Genomic DNA, 16547 nt, shown 5'->3' with positions numbered 1-16547 from the left:
AGGCGGGCTACTCGACGATGAAGTCCGCGGCCGTGCGGCGGCGGCCGGCCACCACCGACACCACCGCGCGGCCCTTGCCCACGGCCGTCACGCGGCCTTCGGGCGACACCGTCACCACGGCGGCGTTGGAGCTGAACCACTCCAGCGGCACCTTCTCCAACGCCACGCCGTTGCGGTTGTACGCGCGCGCCTGGACCACCACCGACTGGCCCTTCTTCTTGAAGGTGTACGAGGTGAGGTTCAGCCCCAGGCGCGCGAAGTCCGGCGGAACCACCTGCACGGCGATGGCGCGGTGCAGGTGCCCCAGCGTCGCGGAGACGGTGGCCACGCCGGCCGACGCGGCGATGAGTTCGCCGTTCTCCACGCGCGCCACGGCCTCGTTGCTGGAGCGGAAGTCGGGCGCCGCGTCGGGGATGACGTGGCCCGCTTCATTGCGCGCCACCACGCGCATCTTGATGGTGCGCCCCACCTCCACGAAGTCCGCGCCCGGCGCGCGCACGTCCAGCGACGCGAGGATGGTGAGGTCCAACGGCAGCGCCGCCTTCGCCCGTCCGCCCTGCACGCCGATGATGGTCTTCCCGGACTTGCGCGCCACCACCGTGCCGTCCTCCAGCACGGAGGCCACCTCCGGCGCGGAGCTGGTCCAGCGCAGGCGCGTGTCCATCATCTTGCGCCCGTCCGCGTCCAACACCGTGTAGCTGAGCGGCAGGTTCTGGCCCTGCGTGCGCAGGTAGCGCAGCTCGGGAGGCTCCAGGGTGATGGTCGTGGGCGACGGTCCACACGCGCCGAGCACGCCCAGCGCGAGGAAACCCAACAGGGAAAAGGAGGCGGGACGTGACGTCTTCACGAAGGCAGGCACGAGGGCGGGCGGGGAATGGCCCAGTCTACCGGCGGATCACCCGGAGGGCGTGAAAACCGCGAGCGCTCGCGCCGAAGTCCGCGTGCCTGCACGCCTGCTGACGACTACTGCCCACTTCCACGGCGCGGGGCCCGGGCCTCCATCGCCCCCAGCACCTGCGCGGCCAGGGCCTCTCCCTCCCGCCAGCCCGCCACCCGGGCGCGCTCCCTCGCCTGCTCCAGCCGCTCACGCGCCTCCGGCGCCCGGCCTCCCGCCACCAGCAGGCGCCCGGCGTTGTAGTGGATGCGCGCCACCTCCTGGGCGTCCCCGCCCTGCTCGGCCAGGGCGAGCGCGCGCTCCAGGTCCGACAGCGCCTGGGCCGGTTCGCCCGCGAGGACCCGCAGGCCCGCGAGCTGCGACAGCGCCCGCGCCTGGCCCACCGCGCTGCCCACCGAGCGCGCCTGCTCCGCCGCGCGCGTGAAGGCCACCCGCGCCCGGTCCAGCTGTCCCAGCCGCTGCTGCAGCCGGCCCAGGAGCAGGTAGTGCTCCCAGAAGAAGTCCGCCACGTACGGGGTCCGGTTCCCCATGCGCTGGAAGGCCCGCGCGAGCAGCTCCACCGCGGCCGTCGTCTCGCCCTTGGCCTCGCGCACGCGCGCGAGCTCGCCCAGAACCAGGGCCTCGACCTCCGGGTCCGCGCCCGCTGGGCTCTGCGCCATGCCGAGGCGCACCTCCGCGTCGTCCACGCGCCCCAGCTTCAGCTCCGCGACGGCCAGGCGCCGCGCGACCTCCGCCCACCGGCCGGGCGTCTGCATCACCGGCACGCGGTCCAGCCACGGCGTCACCAACCCGTCCACCGCGGCGGGGTCCGCCTGCGTGAGACATCCCGCCGCGCGCGCGAGCACGTCCAGCTGCCAGCGCACCACCGCCGCCGTCGCGCCGGGCGCCCGGCCCAGGGCCCAGCGGAAGAACTCCACCGCCGAGCGCCACTCGCCTCGCGCCGCGAACCAGTCTCCCGCCCGCTCGCACGCGGCCGGCGCGCCGGAGGAACCCGCGCCCAGCAGGTGGTCCGCCACCCGCACCTCGCGGGCCGGCTCCTGCACGAACGCCTCGTAATCCAACGTCTCCGCCAGCTCCCGGTGCGCGCTCCGCAGCTGCGAGGGCGACAGGCGCTCGCGCAGCACCTGCCGCGCCTCCTCGCTCGTGAAGCGGAAGATGCCGGGCTGCCCGGGCACGGGCACCACCCACTCCGCGTCCTCCAGCACCCCGGCGCCGTCCGTGGCCGTCAGCGACACGCGCACCAGCTCCGCGGAGAAGAGCGAGCCCTCCACCGCGGCCCGCTGGAGGAAGCGCAGCGACGCGGCGGGCAGCAGCTCCAGCCGCGCGCCCAGGGCCTGCCCCAGGCCTTGCGGCAGCGCCGCGGGGGACAGCGGGCCATTGGACTGGAAGCCGCTCTCCGTGCGCTGCAACACCCCCACCGACACCAGCAGCCGCACCAGCGCCAGCGCATGCGCGGGATTGCCGCGCACCCGGTCCGCCACCGCCCGCTCCAGCGACGGCGACAGGGCCATGCCCAGGCTCACGGTGAGCAGCGCGTTCAGCTCCGACGGCGACAGGCCCTCCAACACCGTCACGGGCAGCGACGCCAGCGCCGTGGGCACCGCGTCCACGTCACCCGTGGCCACCAGCGACACGCCTGGCTCCTTCGCCGCGAGCAGCCCCGCGAGCATCTCCAGCGAAGGGCCGTCCACGCGGTGCACGTCGTCCACCAGCAGCAACAGGCCGGACGGCTTCGCCACGCGCTGGATGGCGTCCACCACCGCGCCGTCTCCCGCCGGCAGGAATCCGCCGCCTGACGGCGCGCCCCGCGCGAGCCTCCGCCAGAGCGCCGCGGCCTCCGGTTCGGAGAGGCCCAGCCCCGACAGCGGCGGCAGCGACGCGTCCCCGCCCGTGGCGGCCCGCGACAGCGCGGCGAACACCGTGCGCCACAGCCCCAGCGCTCCCGCGGAGCGAGGGTCTCCACCCCACGCGTACACCACGCGCGGCGAGGCGCCCGTGGCCAGCTCCGCCACCGCCTCCAGGAAGCGGCTGCGTCCCACGCCCGAGGGCCCCACGAAGAGCCGCGCGCCGCCTTCACCCTTGCACGCTGCCTCCACCACCATCGCCGCCTGGGTCAGCGCCTCGTCGCGCCCCACCAGCGACTCCACGCGGTTCGCGGGCGCGCCGGACTCCACCCGCCATGCCGTGCCACCGGGCAGCTCGCGCGACATGCCGATGCGCACCCCGCCCGACTCCACCAGCAGCGCCTTCACGGAGGCGCCCACCAGCAGCTCGCCGGACCCCGCCGCGTCCGCCAGTGCCTGCGCCCGCTCCAGCCCCAGGCCGGACAGCCGCGACGCCCCGGCCTCCGCGCTCATGCGCACCACGCCGGACTCCAGACCCCGCCGCAGGTTCAAACCGGCGCCGCCCAGCTCCTCCGCGCACTTCAGCGCGCGCGTCGCGTCGTCCGCGCGAGCCTGCGGCAGGCCGAAGGGCAGACACCAGTGCGTGTCCGACAGCGCCATCGCCTCCACGTGGTGGCGCGCCGAGACCTGCGCCACCGCCTCGCGCAACCGGACCGCCTGGGCCGGCTCCCCCGCGACCACCAGCAGCGTGAGCCGGCGCATCTGCGCCTGCGCGTCCATGGCGCGCATCTTCACCGTGGGGCCCGGGGCTTCATCTCCGAGGGCCGGGGGTCCGTCGTCGTCCTCGTGCGTGGCAGGCGGCTCGGCCAGGGCGGAGGCCGGCTGCGCGGGCACCTCCATCGTCGGGTCGGTGGGCGGCTCGTGCACGGCGCCGTCGCCGCGGCGCGCGGGGGCCTTGGCCGTCGGCGCGTCGGGGAGGTCCTCGTCGCCCAGGTGCACGGGTGGCTCGCGCAGCGCGGGCATCACCGGCAGCCTGGGCGAGGCGTCCCCGGAACCGGACGAGGGCGTGAGCGACTTCTGCGCGGCGTCCACGCCCACGGGCGTGAGCGAGTTGCCGCACGCGGGGCAGAAGCGGCTGGTCGCGCTGGTGGACTGGCCACAGCGCGGGCACGACACGTTGGAGGGCTCGCGGACCTGGGGCAGTCCGGGCTCGCCGCTGCCCGCGTCGCGCAGCCGCGCCAGCACCGTGTCGCCCACCAGCCGCGTCACCACCGCGGGGACGCTCTCCTCCGGCGTCTCCGGCGTTTCATCCAGATAGACCTGGAGCGCGCGGGCCACGTCCGCGCAGCGGGCGAAGCGCTGACCGGGGGCGCGGTGGAGCATGCGCAGGATGATCTGCTCCAGCAGTGGCGACAGCCCCTCCACGAACTGCGAGGGCCGGGGCACCGCCGCCAGCGCGATGCGCCGCATGGCCTCCGCGGGGTTGTCCGTGTCGATGAACGGCCGGCGCGTGCACAGCTCCCACAGCACGACTCCCAGCGCGAACTGGTCGCTGGTGCCGGAGACGGGCTCGTTGCGCACCTGCTCCGGCGACATGTACCGCAGCTTGCCCTTGAGCACGCCCGTGCGCGTGCGGCTGGCGCGGATGGTCGCCTTGGCCACGCCGAAGTCCACCACCTTCGTCACGCCGTCCAGGCGCACCATGATGTTCTGCGGACTGATGTCCCGGTGCACCAGCTCCAGCGACGCGCCCTGGCTGTCTCGCGCGTGGTGCGCGTGATCCAACCCCAGCGCCGCGTCACGGATCATCTGCGCGCAGACGCGGTGGGGCAGCGGCGTGCCGGCCCGCGCCGCGGCCTTCGCCAGGCGGCCCAGGTTCTCGCCCTCGATGTACTCCATGGCGATGTAGAACGTGCCCTGCCACGCGCCGACCTCGTAAAGCGAGACGACGTTCGGATGGTTCAGGTGCGCCGCGACGCGGGCCTCGTCGAGGAACATCTCCACCGAGCCGTCGTGCTCCAGCAGGTCCGGCAGCAGGCTCTTGAGGATGACGGGGCGCTCGAAGCCGCTCACGCCCACCTGACGTGCCAGGAAGATTTCCCCCATGCCCCCCACGGCTACGCGGCGCAGCACCGCGTACCTGCCGAAGATGAGGGAAGACGGGGAAGCACCGGACACCATCGCCCTTGCACCGTACCCAGCGATCCCCATCCCCCGCCAGTCCCCGGCCCTTTGGTTTCAAACCGGGAGCCATTAGCCGTTCCGTCTCCGTGTGGGGTCCTGGCGTACCGGGCGCGAGTCACGTGGACCCAACCACGTTTCAGACGTACCAGGTCAGCCGCCCCGCCTGCTCGGACGACCCGGGCACAAGGGTCAACGGCGACACATACAGCCCGCGCCACTCCCGCTTCCACCAGGCTCCGGTGCGCTGGCGCTCCGCCCGGGACGTCATCCGGTAGTCGTGGAGCACCGCCCGTACGAGCCGGGGCGGACGGTCCGGGAAGGGGTTGGACGCGAACAGCCCCAGCACCTCCGGCGAGCCCTCCAGCAGCCGCTCCATCAGGGCCAGGAACCACGAGGGCGGCGACCCCAGCGCGGCGAACCACATCTGCCAGTCCAGCCGGGGCTGATGCGGGGCGACCTGACGCGGTGGCCGGTCCACGCCCGACGTCTTGTATCGGAACGGGAACTCCACCCAGTGCACGCCGTCGTTCGAGCCCTCCACGGTGATTTCCGGCCGGTCCACCGTCATCACCGCGAACAGGCCGTAGGAGTTCACCGAGTGCAGCGGCACCACCCGGTCGTCCAGCCAGTCCACCGCCCGCACCAGGCGCTCCGGGCCGCGAGGCCACCACCCCATCCGGCGCAGCTGCTCCACGGTGCCCAGCGTGAGCAACGGCACCGCCGCGGCCACGGCCAGCGCCGTGCCCGGCACCGACGGCCGCCGCGCGGGACCGGCGTCGCGCCACAGCGCCTCCGGCAGCACGCGCCGCAGGGCCGCGTCATCCAGCAGCCACAGCCCCAGGGCCAGCGACTGGACGTTGAAGAAGCCGTAGTTGCCCGTGGCCATGATGGCCGCCTGCAACGCGGAGAAGATGCCGAAGGCGGCCTGCCGCACACGCCGGGGACCGAAGGCGAGGAACGGCACCGCCGTCTCCGCCGCCAGCACCGCCGCCGTGCCCGCGTGACGCACCTGGCGCGGAAGCTGGTGCGCGGCCCAGCCGCCGCGCGTGGGCAGGGGCGCGGTCTCGAAGTACACGTCGCACGCGCTCAGCTCGCGCCACGTCCGGTCGCCCGAGTGGAACTTGCTGATGCCCGAGCCGAAGTAGAGCCGGAACACGAGCATCCGGAAGAGGAACACCTCCAGCGCGGACACGTCCCGCTTCCCCAGCCCGGGCCTCACGCCGACCGGCGCGGTGAGCGCGCCCAACAGCCCCATCTCCAACAGCAGCACGTCCCACTGGAACGACAGGAACTCGCGCCCCAGTGACACGTAGGAGAGATACAGCGCCCACAGCGCGGCGGTGCTCGGGAGCGGGGCCACGTTGAGGAGCAGCGCCAGCGACAGGGCCTGTCCCACGCGGCAGCCTCGCACCAGCGCCGCGTCCGACGCGTCCTTCCAGAACACGGAGGGACGGCGCCAGCGCCCCTGCGCGGCCCAGCGCTCGGACTGCGCCACGTCGCGGATGGGACGGATGCCCTTCTCTCCGTAGAGCCCCAGCACCTGCTTCCCCAGCGACGTGAAGGCGATGAGGAACGTGCCGCCCAACAGGCGCATGAAGGCCCAGCGCACCAGGCGGTGCTCCGCGGGCTCCGTCACGCGGCCGAACAACCACGTATCCCACCGCGACGCGCGCCGGCGGTGGTGCGCGATGACCGAATACACCGCGCCCGCCGCGTGCCGGACGCCGGGCGCCAATCCCAGCCGCGCGGCCAGACGCGTGCTCCAGCGGGGCGACCAGGCGAGCATGCGGAAGACGGCCTCCGCGCCGGACGAGCGGCGCCCTGAAGGCTCCAACAACTGCATGGCCCGCAGCATGTCCTTCTTCGGAATGCCCAGGAGCTTGAGCAGCCACCTGCTCCCGCGCGCGAAGCGCACCCGGCCACCGGTGTCCTGGCTCCAGCGAGCCACCCAGCGCTTGCAGAAGCCGCAGTCCCCATCGAACAGCACCAGCGGTTGCATCTCACGCATCGGGTCGCTCCTTCGTCCGACGACAAAGGTGCGCGCGGCGGTCGGGATGCGAAGGGGGCAGGAGGGCTCGCTGGAGGGGCAGGCGGGCAGCGGAGCAGGGCCCCCTGTCACCTGGGTCCAGGTGCCTAGCTTTGTCCGCATGAGCGAGCCCAAGGCCCAGGCGAAGAAGACGGATGAAATCGTCCCCGGCGTGCACCACTGGACCGTCTCCGACGACCGGCTCGGCGGCACCCGCAGCGACGCCTACGCGGTGGTGGACGACGACGGCACCGTCACCCTCATCGACCCGCTGCCCATCGACGAGAAGGCCCTGCGCAAGCTGGGCGACATCGACGCCATCGTGCTCACCGCGGGCAACCACCAGCGCTCCGCGTGGCGCCTGCGCAAGGCGTTCGGCGTGCCCGTCTGGGCGCCCGAGGGCGCGCAGGGCCTGGAGGAGAAGCCGGACTTCGAATACGTGAACGGCACCACGCTGCCGGGCGGCCTCAACACCTTCCAGACGCCGGGGCCCACGGAGGCCATGTACACGCTGTGGCTCCAGAAGAGCCCGCATGCCGTGGTGTTCATCTCCGACCTGCTGTCACACGAGGGCCGGCGCACGCCCACCTTCGTCCCCGGCGAGTACCAGGACGAACCGCTGCGCACGCGCACCAGCATCCAGCGCATCCTGGACCACCTGCCCATCCAGACCGTCTGCTTCGCGCACGGCGCGCCCATCCTCAAGGACGGCGCCAGCGCCCTGCGCAAGGCCCTGGAAGAGGACGACGAGTTCCCGCACGCCCCCGCGCCCTGAGCCTTCAGCCTGGAGGCATTTCGCGCACCAGCACGTGGCCGTCGTCCTGGCCGGGAGGCACCAGCTCCAGCCGGGCCCCTGCTTCCGCGCGGTCCAGCAGCGCGCCCAGCGACAGCAGGTCGGTGACGGGGATGCGCACGGCGGGCCCGGAGGGTGAATCCCCCCGGAGCATCGCCCGGGCCACGCGGGCCTCGTCGGAGAGGTCCGTCTCGTAGACGAAGGTGCGCTCGTCGTAGTCGTGGCCTCCGGGGACGCGCCCCACCAGCCGCATGGGCCCCAGCCGCGAGTGCACGCGCACGGCGGGGTTGTCCCACTGGGTGACGCCGCGCAGCCGCTTCGCGCGCACCATGCCCAGCGTGAGCAGCTTCACCCACGCGGACGCGCCCCGCCCCGGCAGGAAGCTGAACAGCGACACGCCCACGAACAGCCCCGGCGTCAGCGACGGCGCCACGTAGCAGGCCGCGCCGATGGCCGACTCCTCGTCCGCCAGGAGCAGCCGCTCACGCGCGGGCGCCTTGAGCAGCCGCGCGGGACAGCGCAACAGCCCGATGGCGCCGGGCAGCAGGTACAGGTCCGACAGCACCCAGCGCGGCACGCCGATGCCGCCGAACGCCAGCTGATTGAGCGTGAGGTACTGCCGCGCGAGCTCCGCGTTGTGCTCCGCCAGCAGGTGCGTCACCGGGATGCCGTGCGGCGCCAGGTCCAGCGACGGGACATGCACGCCGGAGCCCAGCGCCTGCAATGACAGCTCCGGAGTCGCGGCGAAGAACGCCTGGGCCTGCGAAGCGAGCTCACCCGCCATCGGCTTCGATGTCCTTCGCCACGACGTCCAGCCGGTACTCCGGCGGAACCGAGACGCGCGAGGCCTCCACCGACGCGCGCGACACGAGGCAGCGCGACGAACCCCCGCCCTTCTCCGTCAGCTCCGGCATCGGCATGGACACCACGCGCATGCCCAGGCGCTCGAAGGCCTCCACGATGTGCGCGGGCATCACCGTGGGCGCGAGCAGGTCCCTGCCCAGCGGCAGCCCGTTCGTCGCGTAGCGGCGGATGTCCGCCTCCGCCACCCGCACCAGCCGGTTCGCGCCGAAGCGCTGCTCCAGGAGCGCCACCGACTCCGGCGCCATCACGTCCGGGCACACCACCAGCCGGTCCACCGCGGGCAGGGGCAGCACCGCCATGTTCCCGTGGAACGCGGGCTCGCGCACCTGCACGCGCAGCACCTCGCCGGGGAAGTGCTTCTGGGCCGCCTCCAGCCCGTCGAGCGTCGTGCGCCCGCCCCAGAACAGGAGCGTCACGCCGTCGAACGTCGCCACGTCGCCGTGCGCCTCCCAGATGCCCACGCCCGGGTCCACGACCTCCAGGCCCAGGCGCCGGGCCAGCGGCGTCCAGTGGTCGCGCTCCGCGAAGCGATGCGCGCTCATCATCTTGGGCAGGAGGAACAGCGGGGCCTGGCCCTCGCGCGCCACCACCTGGCCGCACTCGGCGGCGTAGGGCATGCCCGTCAGCGCGTCCGACGGCGAGGGCAGCGCCACCACCGTGCCGCCTCGGGACTCGATGTGCCGGGCGAGCGTCAGCCACTCCCGCCGCGCGCCGCGCGCATCCGCCGGAGCCGCCTCACGGCTGCGGAAGTTCGAACGGCCGCGCAACGCCCAGCCCCGGCCCGGGGGCGACATCAGGAAGAGGTCCATCATTCCTCGCTTCTAGCCACCGCCCCGGAGCCTCACAACGCGTCCGTTTCCAGCCCTGAGAAAACAGTCTGGCAAAATGCAACGCCCGCCCGTCCCCTCTCAATTCCCTCCGAAAGGGGGTTGCCCCACCGCCCCGCGCGCATGGCATCCTCGCCATTTTTGAGCACAAACGGGGCTGGGGATTCATGCACTTCGAGTTGGCCTTCGTGCTGCTCTTCTCCATCGCGACAGCGGTGGCGATCGCGGCGCGCTACTTCAAGTTTCCGTACACGGTGGCGTTGGTCCTGGCGGGCCTGGGCCTGGGCATCGTGCAGGCCTTCGAGCCGCCGCACCTGACGAAGGAGCTGCTGTTCGCGGTCATCCTGCCGGGTCTGCTGTTCGAGGCAGCGTTCCACGTGGACTTCCGCAAGTTCATGAAGAACAAGCTGGCCATCACCTCCATGGCGATTCCGGGCGTGGTGGCGTCCATGGGGCTCACGGCGCTGCTGTTGTCCCCGGCGATGAGCGGGCTGAACGCGCTGGAGGGCTTCGGCCTCATCCACGCGATGGTGTTCGCGTCGCTCATCGTGTCCACGGACCCCATCGCGGTGGTGGGCCTGTTCAAGGCGCTGGGCGCGCCCAAGCGGCTGGCCATCCTGGTGGAGGGTGAGAGCCTGCTCAACGACGGCACCTCCGTGGTGCTCTTCACGCTGGTGGTGGGCGTGGCCGCGGGCCAGGAGTTCACCGTGGGCGGCGCGGTGATGGACTTCATCAAGGTGGCGGGCATGGGCGCCGTCATCGGCGGGGCGGTGAGCTGGGCGGCGTCCAAGGTCATCCTCCGCGTGGAGGACGCCATGGTGGAGATCACCCTCACGGTCATCGCCGCGTACGGGTCCTTCGTGGTGGCGGAGCACTTCCACTACTCGGGCGTCATCGCGGTGGTGGTGGCGGGCCTGCTGTGCGGAAACTGGGCGGCGCGCATGGGCATGGGCCCCACCACGCGCATCGCGGTGGAGAGCTTCTGGGAGTACCTGGCGTTCGCGCTCAACTCCGTGGTGTTCCTGCTCATCGGCCTGGAGGTGCAGCTGTCGTCGCTGCTCGACTCGTGGCTGCCCATCCTGCTGGCGTACGGAGCGGTGCTGCTGGGCCGCGCGGTGGTCGTCTATGGCGTGTCCGGCCTGCTGCGGTTCACGTCGGAGAAGCTGCCCTGGAAGTGGAGCGCGGTGCTCACCTGGAGCGGCCTGCGCGGCGCGGTGTCCATGGTGCTGGTGCTCGGCCTTCCGAACGACTTCGCCCACCGCGAGCTGCTGGTGAACATGACGTTCGGCGTGGTGGTGCTGTCCATCATCTTCCAGGGACTCACCATGGCGCCGATGCTCAAGAAGATGGGCATCACCGGCCTCAAGGACGTCTACCAGGAGAAGTACGAGCTGGCCCGCGGCAAGCTGGGCGCCATCCACGCGGCGCTCGCGTCCCTGGAGTCCATGCGCCGCGGCCGGGAGATTCCGGTGGACGTGCTGGAGCCCCTGGAGCGCGACTACCAGCAGAAGGCGCAGGCGGTGGAGCAGGAGATCGCCACGCTCAAGCAGCAGTCCAACCGCTTCCACGAGGAGGAGGAGCAGGAGGCCATCCGCCGCGTCCTCATCGTGGAGAAGGACGCCCTCTTCAGGGCCTACCAGCAGGGCACGCTCAACAAGGAGGTCTTCGAGCACCTCACCGCGGAGCTGGACGAGCGCATCGCCAAGGCCAAGGACGCGGAGGCCCACATCCCGGAGGAGGACGTCCCCGCGCCCCCGCCGCAGGCCCTGGCCTCCTGAGCGCCACCGGGGGGCGGCGGCGTCAGCTCGCGCCGCCCTCCACCCGCGACTGGAGCACCGCGCCCAGCACGTCCGCGGTGTCCTCGCGCAGCCGCGACAGGTGCGTGTAGAGCACGTCCTCCACCTGGGCCACCGTCTCCCTCGGCGCGCCTGACTCACGCAGGCCCGCCAGCACCGTGTACGCGGCCACCGCCAGCGGCCCCACGTAGCCGCGAGACTCCTCCCAGAACTCCTCGAAGCACGGCACCGCCTCGCCCGCCACCACGCGCGCGAGCCGTCCCAGGCACGCCTCCCAGTAGGCGCGGTGCGCGTCCCGGGCCGCGTCGTCCGCGAACGGGCCCTGGCGCAACTCCAGCCGCGTGCCGTCCTCCCCTGCTCCGGTCGCATGGAAGGTCAGCTCCGCCCGGGTGCGCCCCGGTGGCACCGGCCCGCCACCCTCCCAGTCCATCTCCAGCGCCAGGAACCGCCCCGGCTCCACCTGCACGATGCAGCCCACCTGGGAGAACACCCGACCCGCCGAGTCCCTCAGGCCTACCCGGTAGGGCTGGCCCAACGCACCGGGGTCCGGCGCGTGCGTGCGGTAGCAGCCCGGCGGCGCGCCGAACCAGCGGCGGATGAGCGCGGGCTCCGAGAAGGCGGGGAACACCGCGGCCGGCGGCGCGGGCAGCTTCCACTCCAGCGTCAGGTCGCTCACGCCCGCACCCCCGAGCGCGTGCGCACCTCGAAGCGGGGCACGTTCGCCAGCTGCTCCGCCGGCGCGCGGTACTGCTCCACCACCAGGCTGATCCGCGACTCCTGCATCGACTCCGCGCCGGAGGTGATGGCCTCCACCTCATGCAGCAGGTCGCCCCGGAACATCACCAGCGCGTTCTGCTGCGGCGTCAGCTCCGCCACCCGTCCTCCCCGGTGGTACAGCCGCAGCGCCCCGCCCCGGAGTTCCTTCGGAACCTGGACATACAGCACGCTCACCGCCACCGGGCAGCCGATGCTCGGGCCGTAGAACTCAAGGCTCCGGTCGATGTGCGCCGCGACGTTCCGGCCCCTGCCCACCAGCAGCGGGTTGAGCAGGAAGGCGTTGCACTCCGGCAAGAGCGTCTTCGCCAGGTACGGCGCGAACGCCGGGAAGCGCTCATGGACGTCCGGCAGCGCGTCCCGGCGGAACGTCAGCGAGAAGCCGTACGTGCCGGAGAACTGCCCCGACAGGTTCGACTCCCCCAGGAGCGACGAGCCCAGGATGGCCGAGCGGATGGAGGCCATCGTCTCCTCGGGGAGGACGTCCGGAGTGCGGTGGAAGAAGGTGTCGAGCCGGAAGGCTCCACCCCACGGTGGCTGGAAGCGCATGGCCCCGAAGTCTACCCACCCACGCCGCGCTGCCCCATCCCCCGCTTTCACTCGGGCGGAGGCGCTCCACGGCCCAGACGCAACACGACGCGTCAATCCCTGACAACACAGCGCGTCAGGAATGACATCAATTTCACTTATTTATCAGTTATCACGTCTAAGTCGAATTCTCCGGCCTCCCACCTTGCGGCTCCCAGGGTGTTCAGACTTTCTTCGGACAAGCTACGAAGTCCCCTTCGCAGCGCTCGCCGTCCCACGCCCCATCCACCCCCACAATGGAGTTCGCAACCATGAGCCGAAGCAGACTCACGGGAATCGCGCTCGCATTCCTGGCTGTCAGTTGTCTGGCGGTGCAATCCGCCGAAGCCGCCACGTATGGCGTTACGCCATCGGGCTCCTCCGCCGTCTTCTACGTCGACACGACGGACTGGGCGGACATCCACTACGTGCTCAACAACGGACAGCAGCTCAACATCCGCATGACGGTGACGGGAGGCCGCAACCAGTTCACCGTCAGCGGACTGAGCGCCGGCAACTACATCGACTACAACTTTACGTACTGGGATGTGTCGTGCGCCTGTGCGCGCGACACGGCCTGGACGCGCTACACGCATACCGGCACGGGTGGCGGCACGGACGCGGGCACGGGCACGCCCGACGCGGGCACCGGCGTGGACGCCGGTCCTCCTCCCAACGGCGACGCGGGCCCGGTGGTGCCGCTGTTCACGAGCAGCACCTCGCTGGAGCCGGCCACGGTGGAGAACACCTCCACGGCCCTCATCACCCGCGTGGGCGACCGCGTCCGCGACCGCCACATGCGCGAGGACCAGTACCAGGCCTACGACCACTACCTGAAGCTGTACTTCGAGAAGCGCACCCACTGGATCGAGATCGTGGACACGGTCGCCAAGGGCGGCAGCGTCATCACGGTGAACCTGTACACGATTTATCCGTATGACTCGCCGGACTTCCGCGCGTTCTTCCGCGGGCTCAACACGGTGGCGGAGTACTTCCACAACGCGGACTTCGTGAAGGTCAACGACTACAAGTACACCTCGTCGGTGAACTTCAACGCCAAGGAGGGCCGCGCCATCCGCGTGGGCGACCGGATGGAGCTGGAGATTGGCGTGTTCCTCCAGGCGCCGGTGGAGGGCCGCTTCAACTACTACTCCACGGGCATGCTCTACATCGTGGGCCAGGGCGGCATCGTGCCCTTCGAGGGCCAGGGCAGCACCCGCGACTCCTTCCCGCTGCCGGAGAAGGCTTGGTCGGGCGGCCGCGGCACGCTGCACACGCCGTTCTCCAACGAGCCGGACAACCGCTTCCTGCAGATGGCCACCAACATGGCGCCGGTGAACGCGCAGCCCTTCGTGGAGGGCCGCCGCCTGCACCACACGAACTTCCGCGACGGCACCCACTCCGAGCCGGACAACCCCGTCTTCACCGCGCACGCGAACAAGCTGGGCAACAACTACGTCAACGTGTCCTGCATCTCCTGCCACAAGCAGAACGGCCGCGGCCTGCCGCCCACCACCACCAACACCACGCTGGACAACTACGTGGTGAAGGTGGGCAAGGTGAACAACGGCGTGGTGTCCGTGGATCCCGCGCTGGGCTTCCGCCTGCAGCCGCGCGCGGTCAGCGGCACGCCGGAGGCGGACGTGCGCATCGGCAGCTGGACGACGACGGCGAGCGGCACGCTGAACGGCGGCGTGACGTACAGCCTGCGCAAGCCCAACTACAGCTTCCTCAACGTGACGCCGACGAACTTCTCCGCGCGCATCTCGCCGCAGCTGGTGGGCATGGGCCTGCTGGAGGCGGTGCCGGAGTCGCAGATCGCCGGCCTCGCGGACCCGAACGACGCGAACGGCGACGGCATCTCCGGCCGCATGCAGACGGTGAAGGACCCGGAGACGGGCGTCACCCGCATGGGCCGCTTCGGCTGGAAGGCCGGCACGGCGCGCGTGAAGCACCAGGTGGCCGAGGCGCTCAACAGCGACATGGGCGTGACGACCAACGTGTTCAAGACGCAGGACTGCGGCTCGTCGCAGCAGGGCTGCGCGGGCACGAGCACGGAGCTGGGTGACAGCGAGCTGGACAAGATGACCCGCTACATCGCCCTGCTGGGCGTGCCCGCCCGCCGCGACCACTCGGACGCGACGGCGATGCAGGGTGAGACGGTGTTCAACAACGCGGGCTGCGCGAAGTGCCACGCGCCCACGCTGACCACCAGCCAGTACGCGGCCATGGCCGAGTTCCGCGGCCAGACCATCCACCCGTACACGGACCTGCTGCTGCACGACATGGGCGCGGGCCTGGCGGACAACCTGCCGGAAGGCCAGGCCTCCGGCTCCGAGTGGCGCACGGCCCCGCTCTGGGGCATTGGCCTGACGGCGGGCGTGTCCGGCGGTGAGGCGTACCTGCACGACGGCCGCGCGCGCAGCGTCACCGAGGCCATCCTCTGGCACGGCGGCGAGGGCGAGGCCTCCAAGCAGGCCTTCGTGAACCTCAGCGCCGCGGACCGCAACGCGCTCCTGAAGTTCGTCAACTCGCTGTAAGGCGACAGGCCAGCTTCAAACCCAGACGCCGGGCGGGAGGGGCCATCCGTGCCCCTCGCGTCCGGCGTCGTGCCGTCTCAGGGCGCGAGCGGCGGCGCCTCGTAGCCCACGGTGCCGGCGGCGTTGCCGTCGTAGGTGCTGGCGCTCTGGGTGAAGGTGGCGTTCTTGAAGACGAAGACGCCCCAGCCGGCGCCCTGCGACACGAGCGAGTCGGACAGTCGCAGCTGGCCCCGCCCCGTGCCGCTCCCCACGGAGATGCTGGCCCGGATGTCGCCCGTGCGCGTGAAGTAGTCACAGCAGAAGGGGTCCGAGCCGCCGTGGCTCACCCGCGCGTGGGCGAGGACGTTGTCCGGGTTCAGGGAGAGGATGGAGATGCCCTTCCAGTACCCCGGCGTCTCCGTCCTGCCCGTGAACACGATGGGCGCATCCGCCGTCCCTCGCGCCACCAGGGAGCCCGTCTCCGTGATGCGGAGCCCGGACTCCGCCTCGAACTGGAGGCGCACCCCCGGCTCCAGGGTGAGCGCCCCCGCGTACTCCACGGTCGTGTCCGGAAGGCCGGTGGAGACCCCATAGGGCACGTCCAGCTTGCGCAGCGTCTGCGCCGTGGAGGTGTCCGCTTCCGGCGCCGCCACCAGGTGGACGAGGTTGTCGCCGTTGGCCTCCGGCTGGGTGGGGCTGTTCCCGGAGTAGATGCTCGCGCCGTCCAGCGAGCCCGCGGCGGACAGGCTCACGACCACGGGGGCGCCCAGGTTGCCCCGGAAGAGGTTCCGCGAGAAGCCGGGCAGCCGCGCCTTGTTGAAGACGAACAGCCCCTGCGTGCCGCTCTTCTCCACCGTCGTGTGCGCCAGGCGCACCTGGCTGCTGGCTCCCTGGTTGGAGCCCACCACCACGGACGCCCGGGCCTCCAGCCTGCCGCCCGGCCCGTAGAAGAAGTCACAGCAGAAGGACTGCTCGCTGCCCGCGTAGGAGATGACCACGTGCTCCAGCGCGTTCTCGGGGGTGTTGGACTTGAAGGCGAGCCCCTTCCAGAAACCCGGCGTGGGCGTCGTCCCCGTGAAGGTGATGGGCGCGGCCTCGGTGCCCACCGCGTTGAGGGAGCCCGTCGCGGTGACGAGCAGTCCCGCGTCGGGACCGAAGCGGACCACCGTGCCGGGGGCGAGGGTGAGCGCGCCGCGCACCTCCACGACGCCCGTCACCTCATAGGAGCACCGCTCCTCCCCCGGCGCCCAGGCCGTCGTGGAGGTCAGGGCAGAGGAGATGGTCCGGACACAGCCGCTGGGGGAGGGGTCCTCGCCGGGGTCATCCCCCGGCCCGGCCGGGTCTCCGCCGCAGGCCGCCAGTCCGGAGGCCACCGCGAAGGGGAGGAGGTGAGAAAGGCGGGACAGGTATCGCGTCATGCATGCCACCCGGGAAGGAGCCAGCGACGAAGGCCGCGCT

General features: G+C 71.8%; 11 protein-coding genes. 3 read left to right on the top strand and 8 right to left on the bottom strand.

Annotated elements, in window-relative coordinates; translation table 11 throughout:
• Positions 1-7 precede the first annotated feature (7 nt).
• The 3 genes from D7V80_RS04880 to D7V80_RS04870 all read right to left on the bottom strand — a co-directional run bounded on the left by D7V80_RS04880 (position 8) and on the right by D7V80_RS04870 (position 6931).
• Positions 8-847: an Ig-like domain-containing protein gene (locus D7V80_RS04880; protein ID WP_120587077.1), complete on the bottom strand. Its 840-nt coding sequence runs from the start codon at positions 845-847 to the stop codon at positions 8-10.
• 116 nt (positions 848-963) lie between these two features.
• Positions 964-4920: a protein kinase gene (locus tag D7V80_RS04875; RefSeq protein ID WP_120587048.1), complete on the bottom strand. Its 3957-nt coding sequence runs from the start codon at positions 4918-4920 to the stop codon at positions 964-966.
• Positions 4921-5059: 139 nt separating this feature from the next.
• Entirely contained in the window at positions 5060-6931 is a 1872-nt protein-coding gene (locus D7V80_RS04870) for a lipase maturation factor family protein (RefSeq protein WP_120587047.1), read from the bottom strand.
• 139 nt (positions 6932-7070) lie between these two features.
• Between D7V80_RS04870 and D7V80_RS04865 the strand changes: the two genes are divergently transcribed.
• Positions 7071-7724, top strand: a complete 654-nt coding sequence (locus D7V80_RS04865; RefSeq protein WP_233585139.1) for an MBL fold metallo-hydrolase — start codon at positions 7071-7073, stop codon at positions 7722-7724.
• Positions 7725-7728: 4 nt separating this feature from the next.
• On the opposite strand, the gene D7V80_RS04860 is transcribed toward D7V80_RS04865, so the two are convergent.
• Together D7V80_RS04860 and D7V80_RS04855 are read right to left on the bottom strand one after the other, a co-directional pair.
• Complete coding sequence (locus D7V80_RS04860) at positions 7729-8526, bottom strand: hypothetical protein (RefSeq protein ID WP_120587045.1); 798 nt, start codon at positions 8524-8526, stop codon at positions 7729-7731.
• Positions 8516-9418 carry a dimethylarginine dimethylaminohydrolase family protein gene (locus tag D7V80_RS04855; RefSeq protein ID WP_233585138.1) on the bottom strand — a complete coding sequence of 301 codons (903 nt, stop codon included), beginning with the start codon at positions 9416-9418 and terminating at the stop codon, positions 8516-8518. The genes D7V80_RS04860 and D7V80_RS04855 overlap by 11 nt, the downstream gene beginning before the upstream one ends.
• A 182-nt stretch (positions 9419-9600) precedes the next feature.
• Between D7V80_RS04855 and D7V80_RS04850 the strand changes: the two genes are divergently transcribed.
• On the top strand, positions 9601-11211 hold the full coding sequence (locus D7V80_RS04850; protein ID WP_120587044.1) for a Na+/H+ antiporter: 1611 nt from the start codon (positions 9601-9603) through the stop codon (positions 11209-11211).
• A gap of 22 nt (positions 11212-11233) precedes the next feature.
• Here the strand turns inward: D7V80_RS04850 and D7V80_RS04845 are convergent, their stop codons facing one another.
• Positions 11234-11905, bottom strand: a complete 672-nt coding sequence (locus tag D7V80_RS04845; RefSeq protein ID WP_120587043.1) for an SRPBCC domain-containing protein — start codon at positions 11903-11905, stop codon at positions 11234-11236.
• Complete coding sequence (locus D7V80_RS04840) at positions 11902-12552, bottom strand: 2OG-Fe(II) oxygenase (RefSeq protein WP_120587042.1); 651 nt, start codon at positions 12550-12552, stop codon at positions 11902-11904. Before D7V80_RS04840 ends, D7V80_RS04845 begins: the two co-directional genes overlap by 4 nt.
• Positions 12553-12842: 290 nt before the next feature.
• Here D7V80_RS04840 and D7V80_RS04835 point away from each other — a divergent pair, with 290 nt between their 5' ends.
• Positions 12843-15110, top strand: coding sequence for a di-heme oxidoredictase family protein (locus D7V80_RS04835; protein ID WP_199738378.1), 2268 nt, complete (start codon positions 12843-12845; stop codon positions 15108-15110).
• Positions 15111-15187: 77 nt separating this feature from the next.
• On the opposite strand, the gene D7V80_RS04830 is transcribed toward D7V80_RS04835, so the two are convergent.
• Positions 15188-16507, bottom strand: a complete 1320-nt coding sequence (locus D7V80_RS04830) for a hypothetical protein (protein ID WP_147446983.1) — start codon at positions 16505-16507, stop codon at positions 15188-15190.
• Positions 16508-16547: the final 40 nt, after the last annotated feature.

The sequence above is a fragment of the Corallococcus sp. CA054B genome, assembly GCF_003611625.1.
In the GTDB taxonomy this organism is placed as follows: domain Bacteria; phylum Myxococcota; class Myxococcia; order Myxococcales; family Myxococcaceae; genus Corallococcus; species Corallococcus coralloides.
The sequence above is the reverse complement of the archived record's forward strand: the minus strand, read 5'-3'. Positions and strand labels throughout refer to the sequence as shown.

Coding starts and splice junctions, on each gene's coding strand:
- D7V80_RS04875 (WP_120587048.1), bottom strand. CDS start 4,920: ATGGTGTCCGGTGCTTCCCCGTCTTCCCTCATCTTCGGCAGGTACGCG.
- D7V80_RS04855 (WP_233585138.1), bottom strand. CDS start 9,418: ATGATGGACCTCTTCCTGATGTCGCCCCCGGGCCGGGGCTGGGCGTTG.
- D7V80_RS04850 (WP_120587044.1), top strand. CDS start 9,601: ATGCACTTCGAGTTGGCCTTCGTGCTGCTCTTCTCCATCGCGACAGCG.
- D7V80_RS04865 (WP_233585139.1), top strand. CDS start 7,071: ATGAGCGAGCCCAAGGCCCAGGCGAAGAAGACGGATGAAATCGTCCCC.
- D7V80_RS04835 (WP_199738378.1), top strand. CDS start 12,843: ATGAGCCGAAGCAGACTCACGGGAATCGCGCTCGCATTCCTGGCTGTC.
- D7V80_RS04870 (WP_120587047.1), bottom strand. CDS start 6,931: ATGCGTGAGATGCAACCGCTGGTGCTGTTCGATGGGGACTGCGGCTTC.
- D7V80_RS04860 (WP_120587045.1), bottom strand. CDS start 8,526: ATGGCGGGTGAGCTCGCTTCGCAGGCCCAGGCGTTCTTCGCCGCGACT.
- D7V80_RS04840 (WP_120587042.1), bottom strand. CDS start 12,552: ATGCGCTTCCAGCCACCGTGGGGTGGAGCCTTCCGGCTCGACACCTTC.
- D7V80_RS04830 (WP_147446983.1), bottom strand. CDS start 16,507: ATGACGCGATACCTGTCCCGCCTTTCTCACCTCCTCCCCTTCGCGGTG.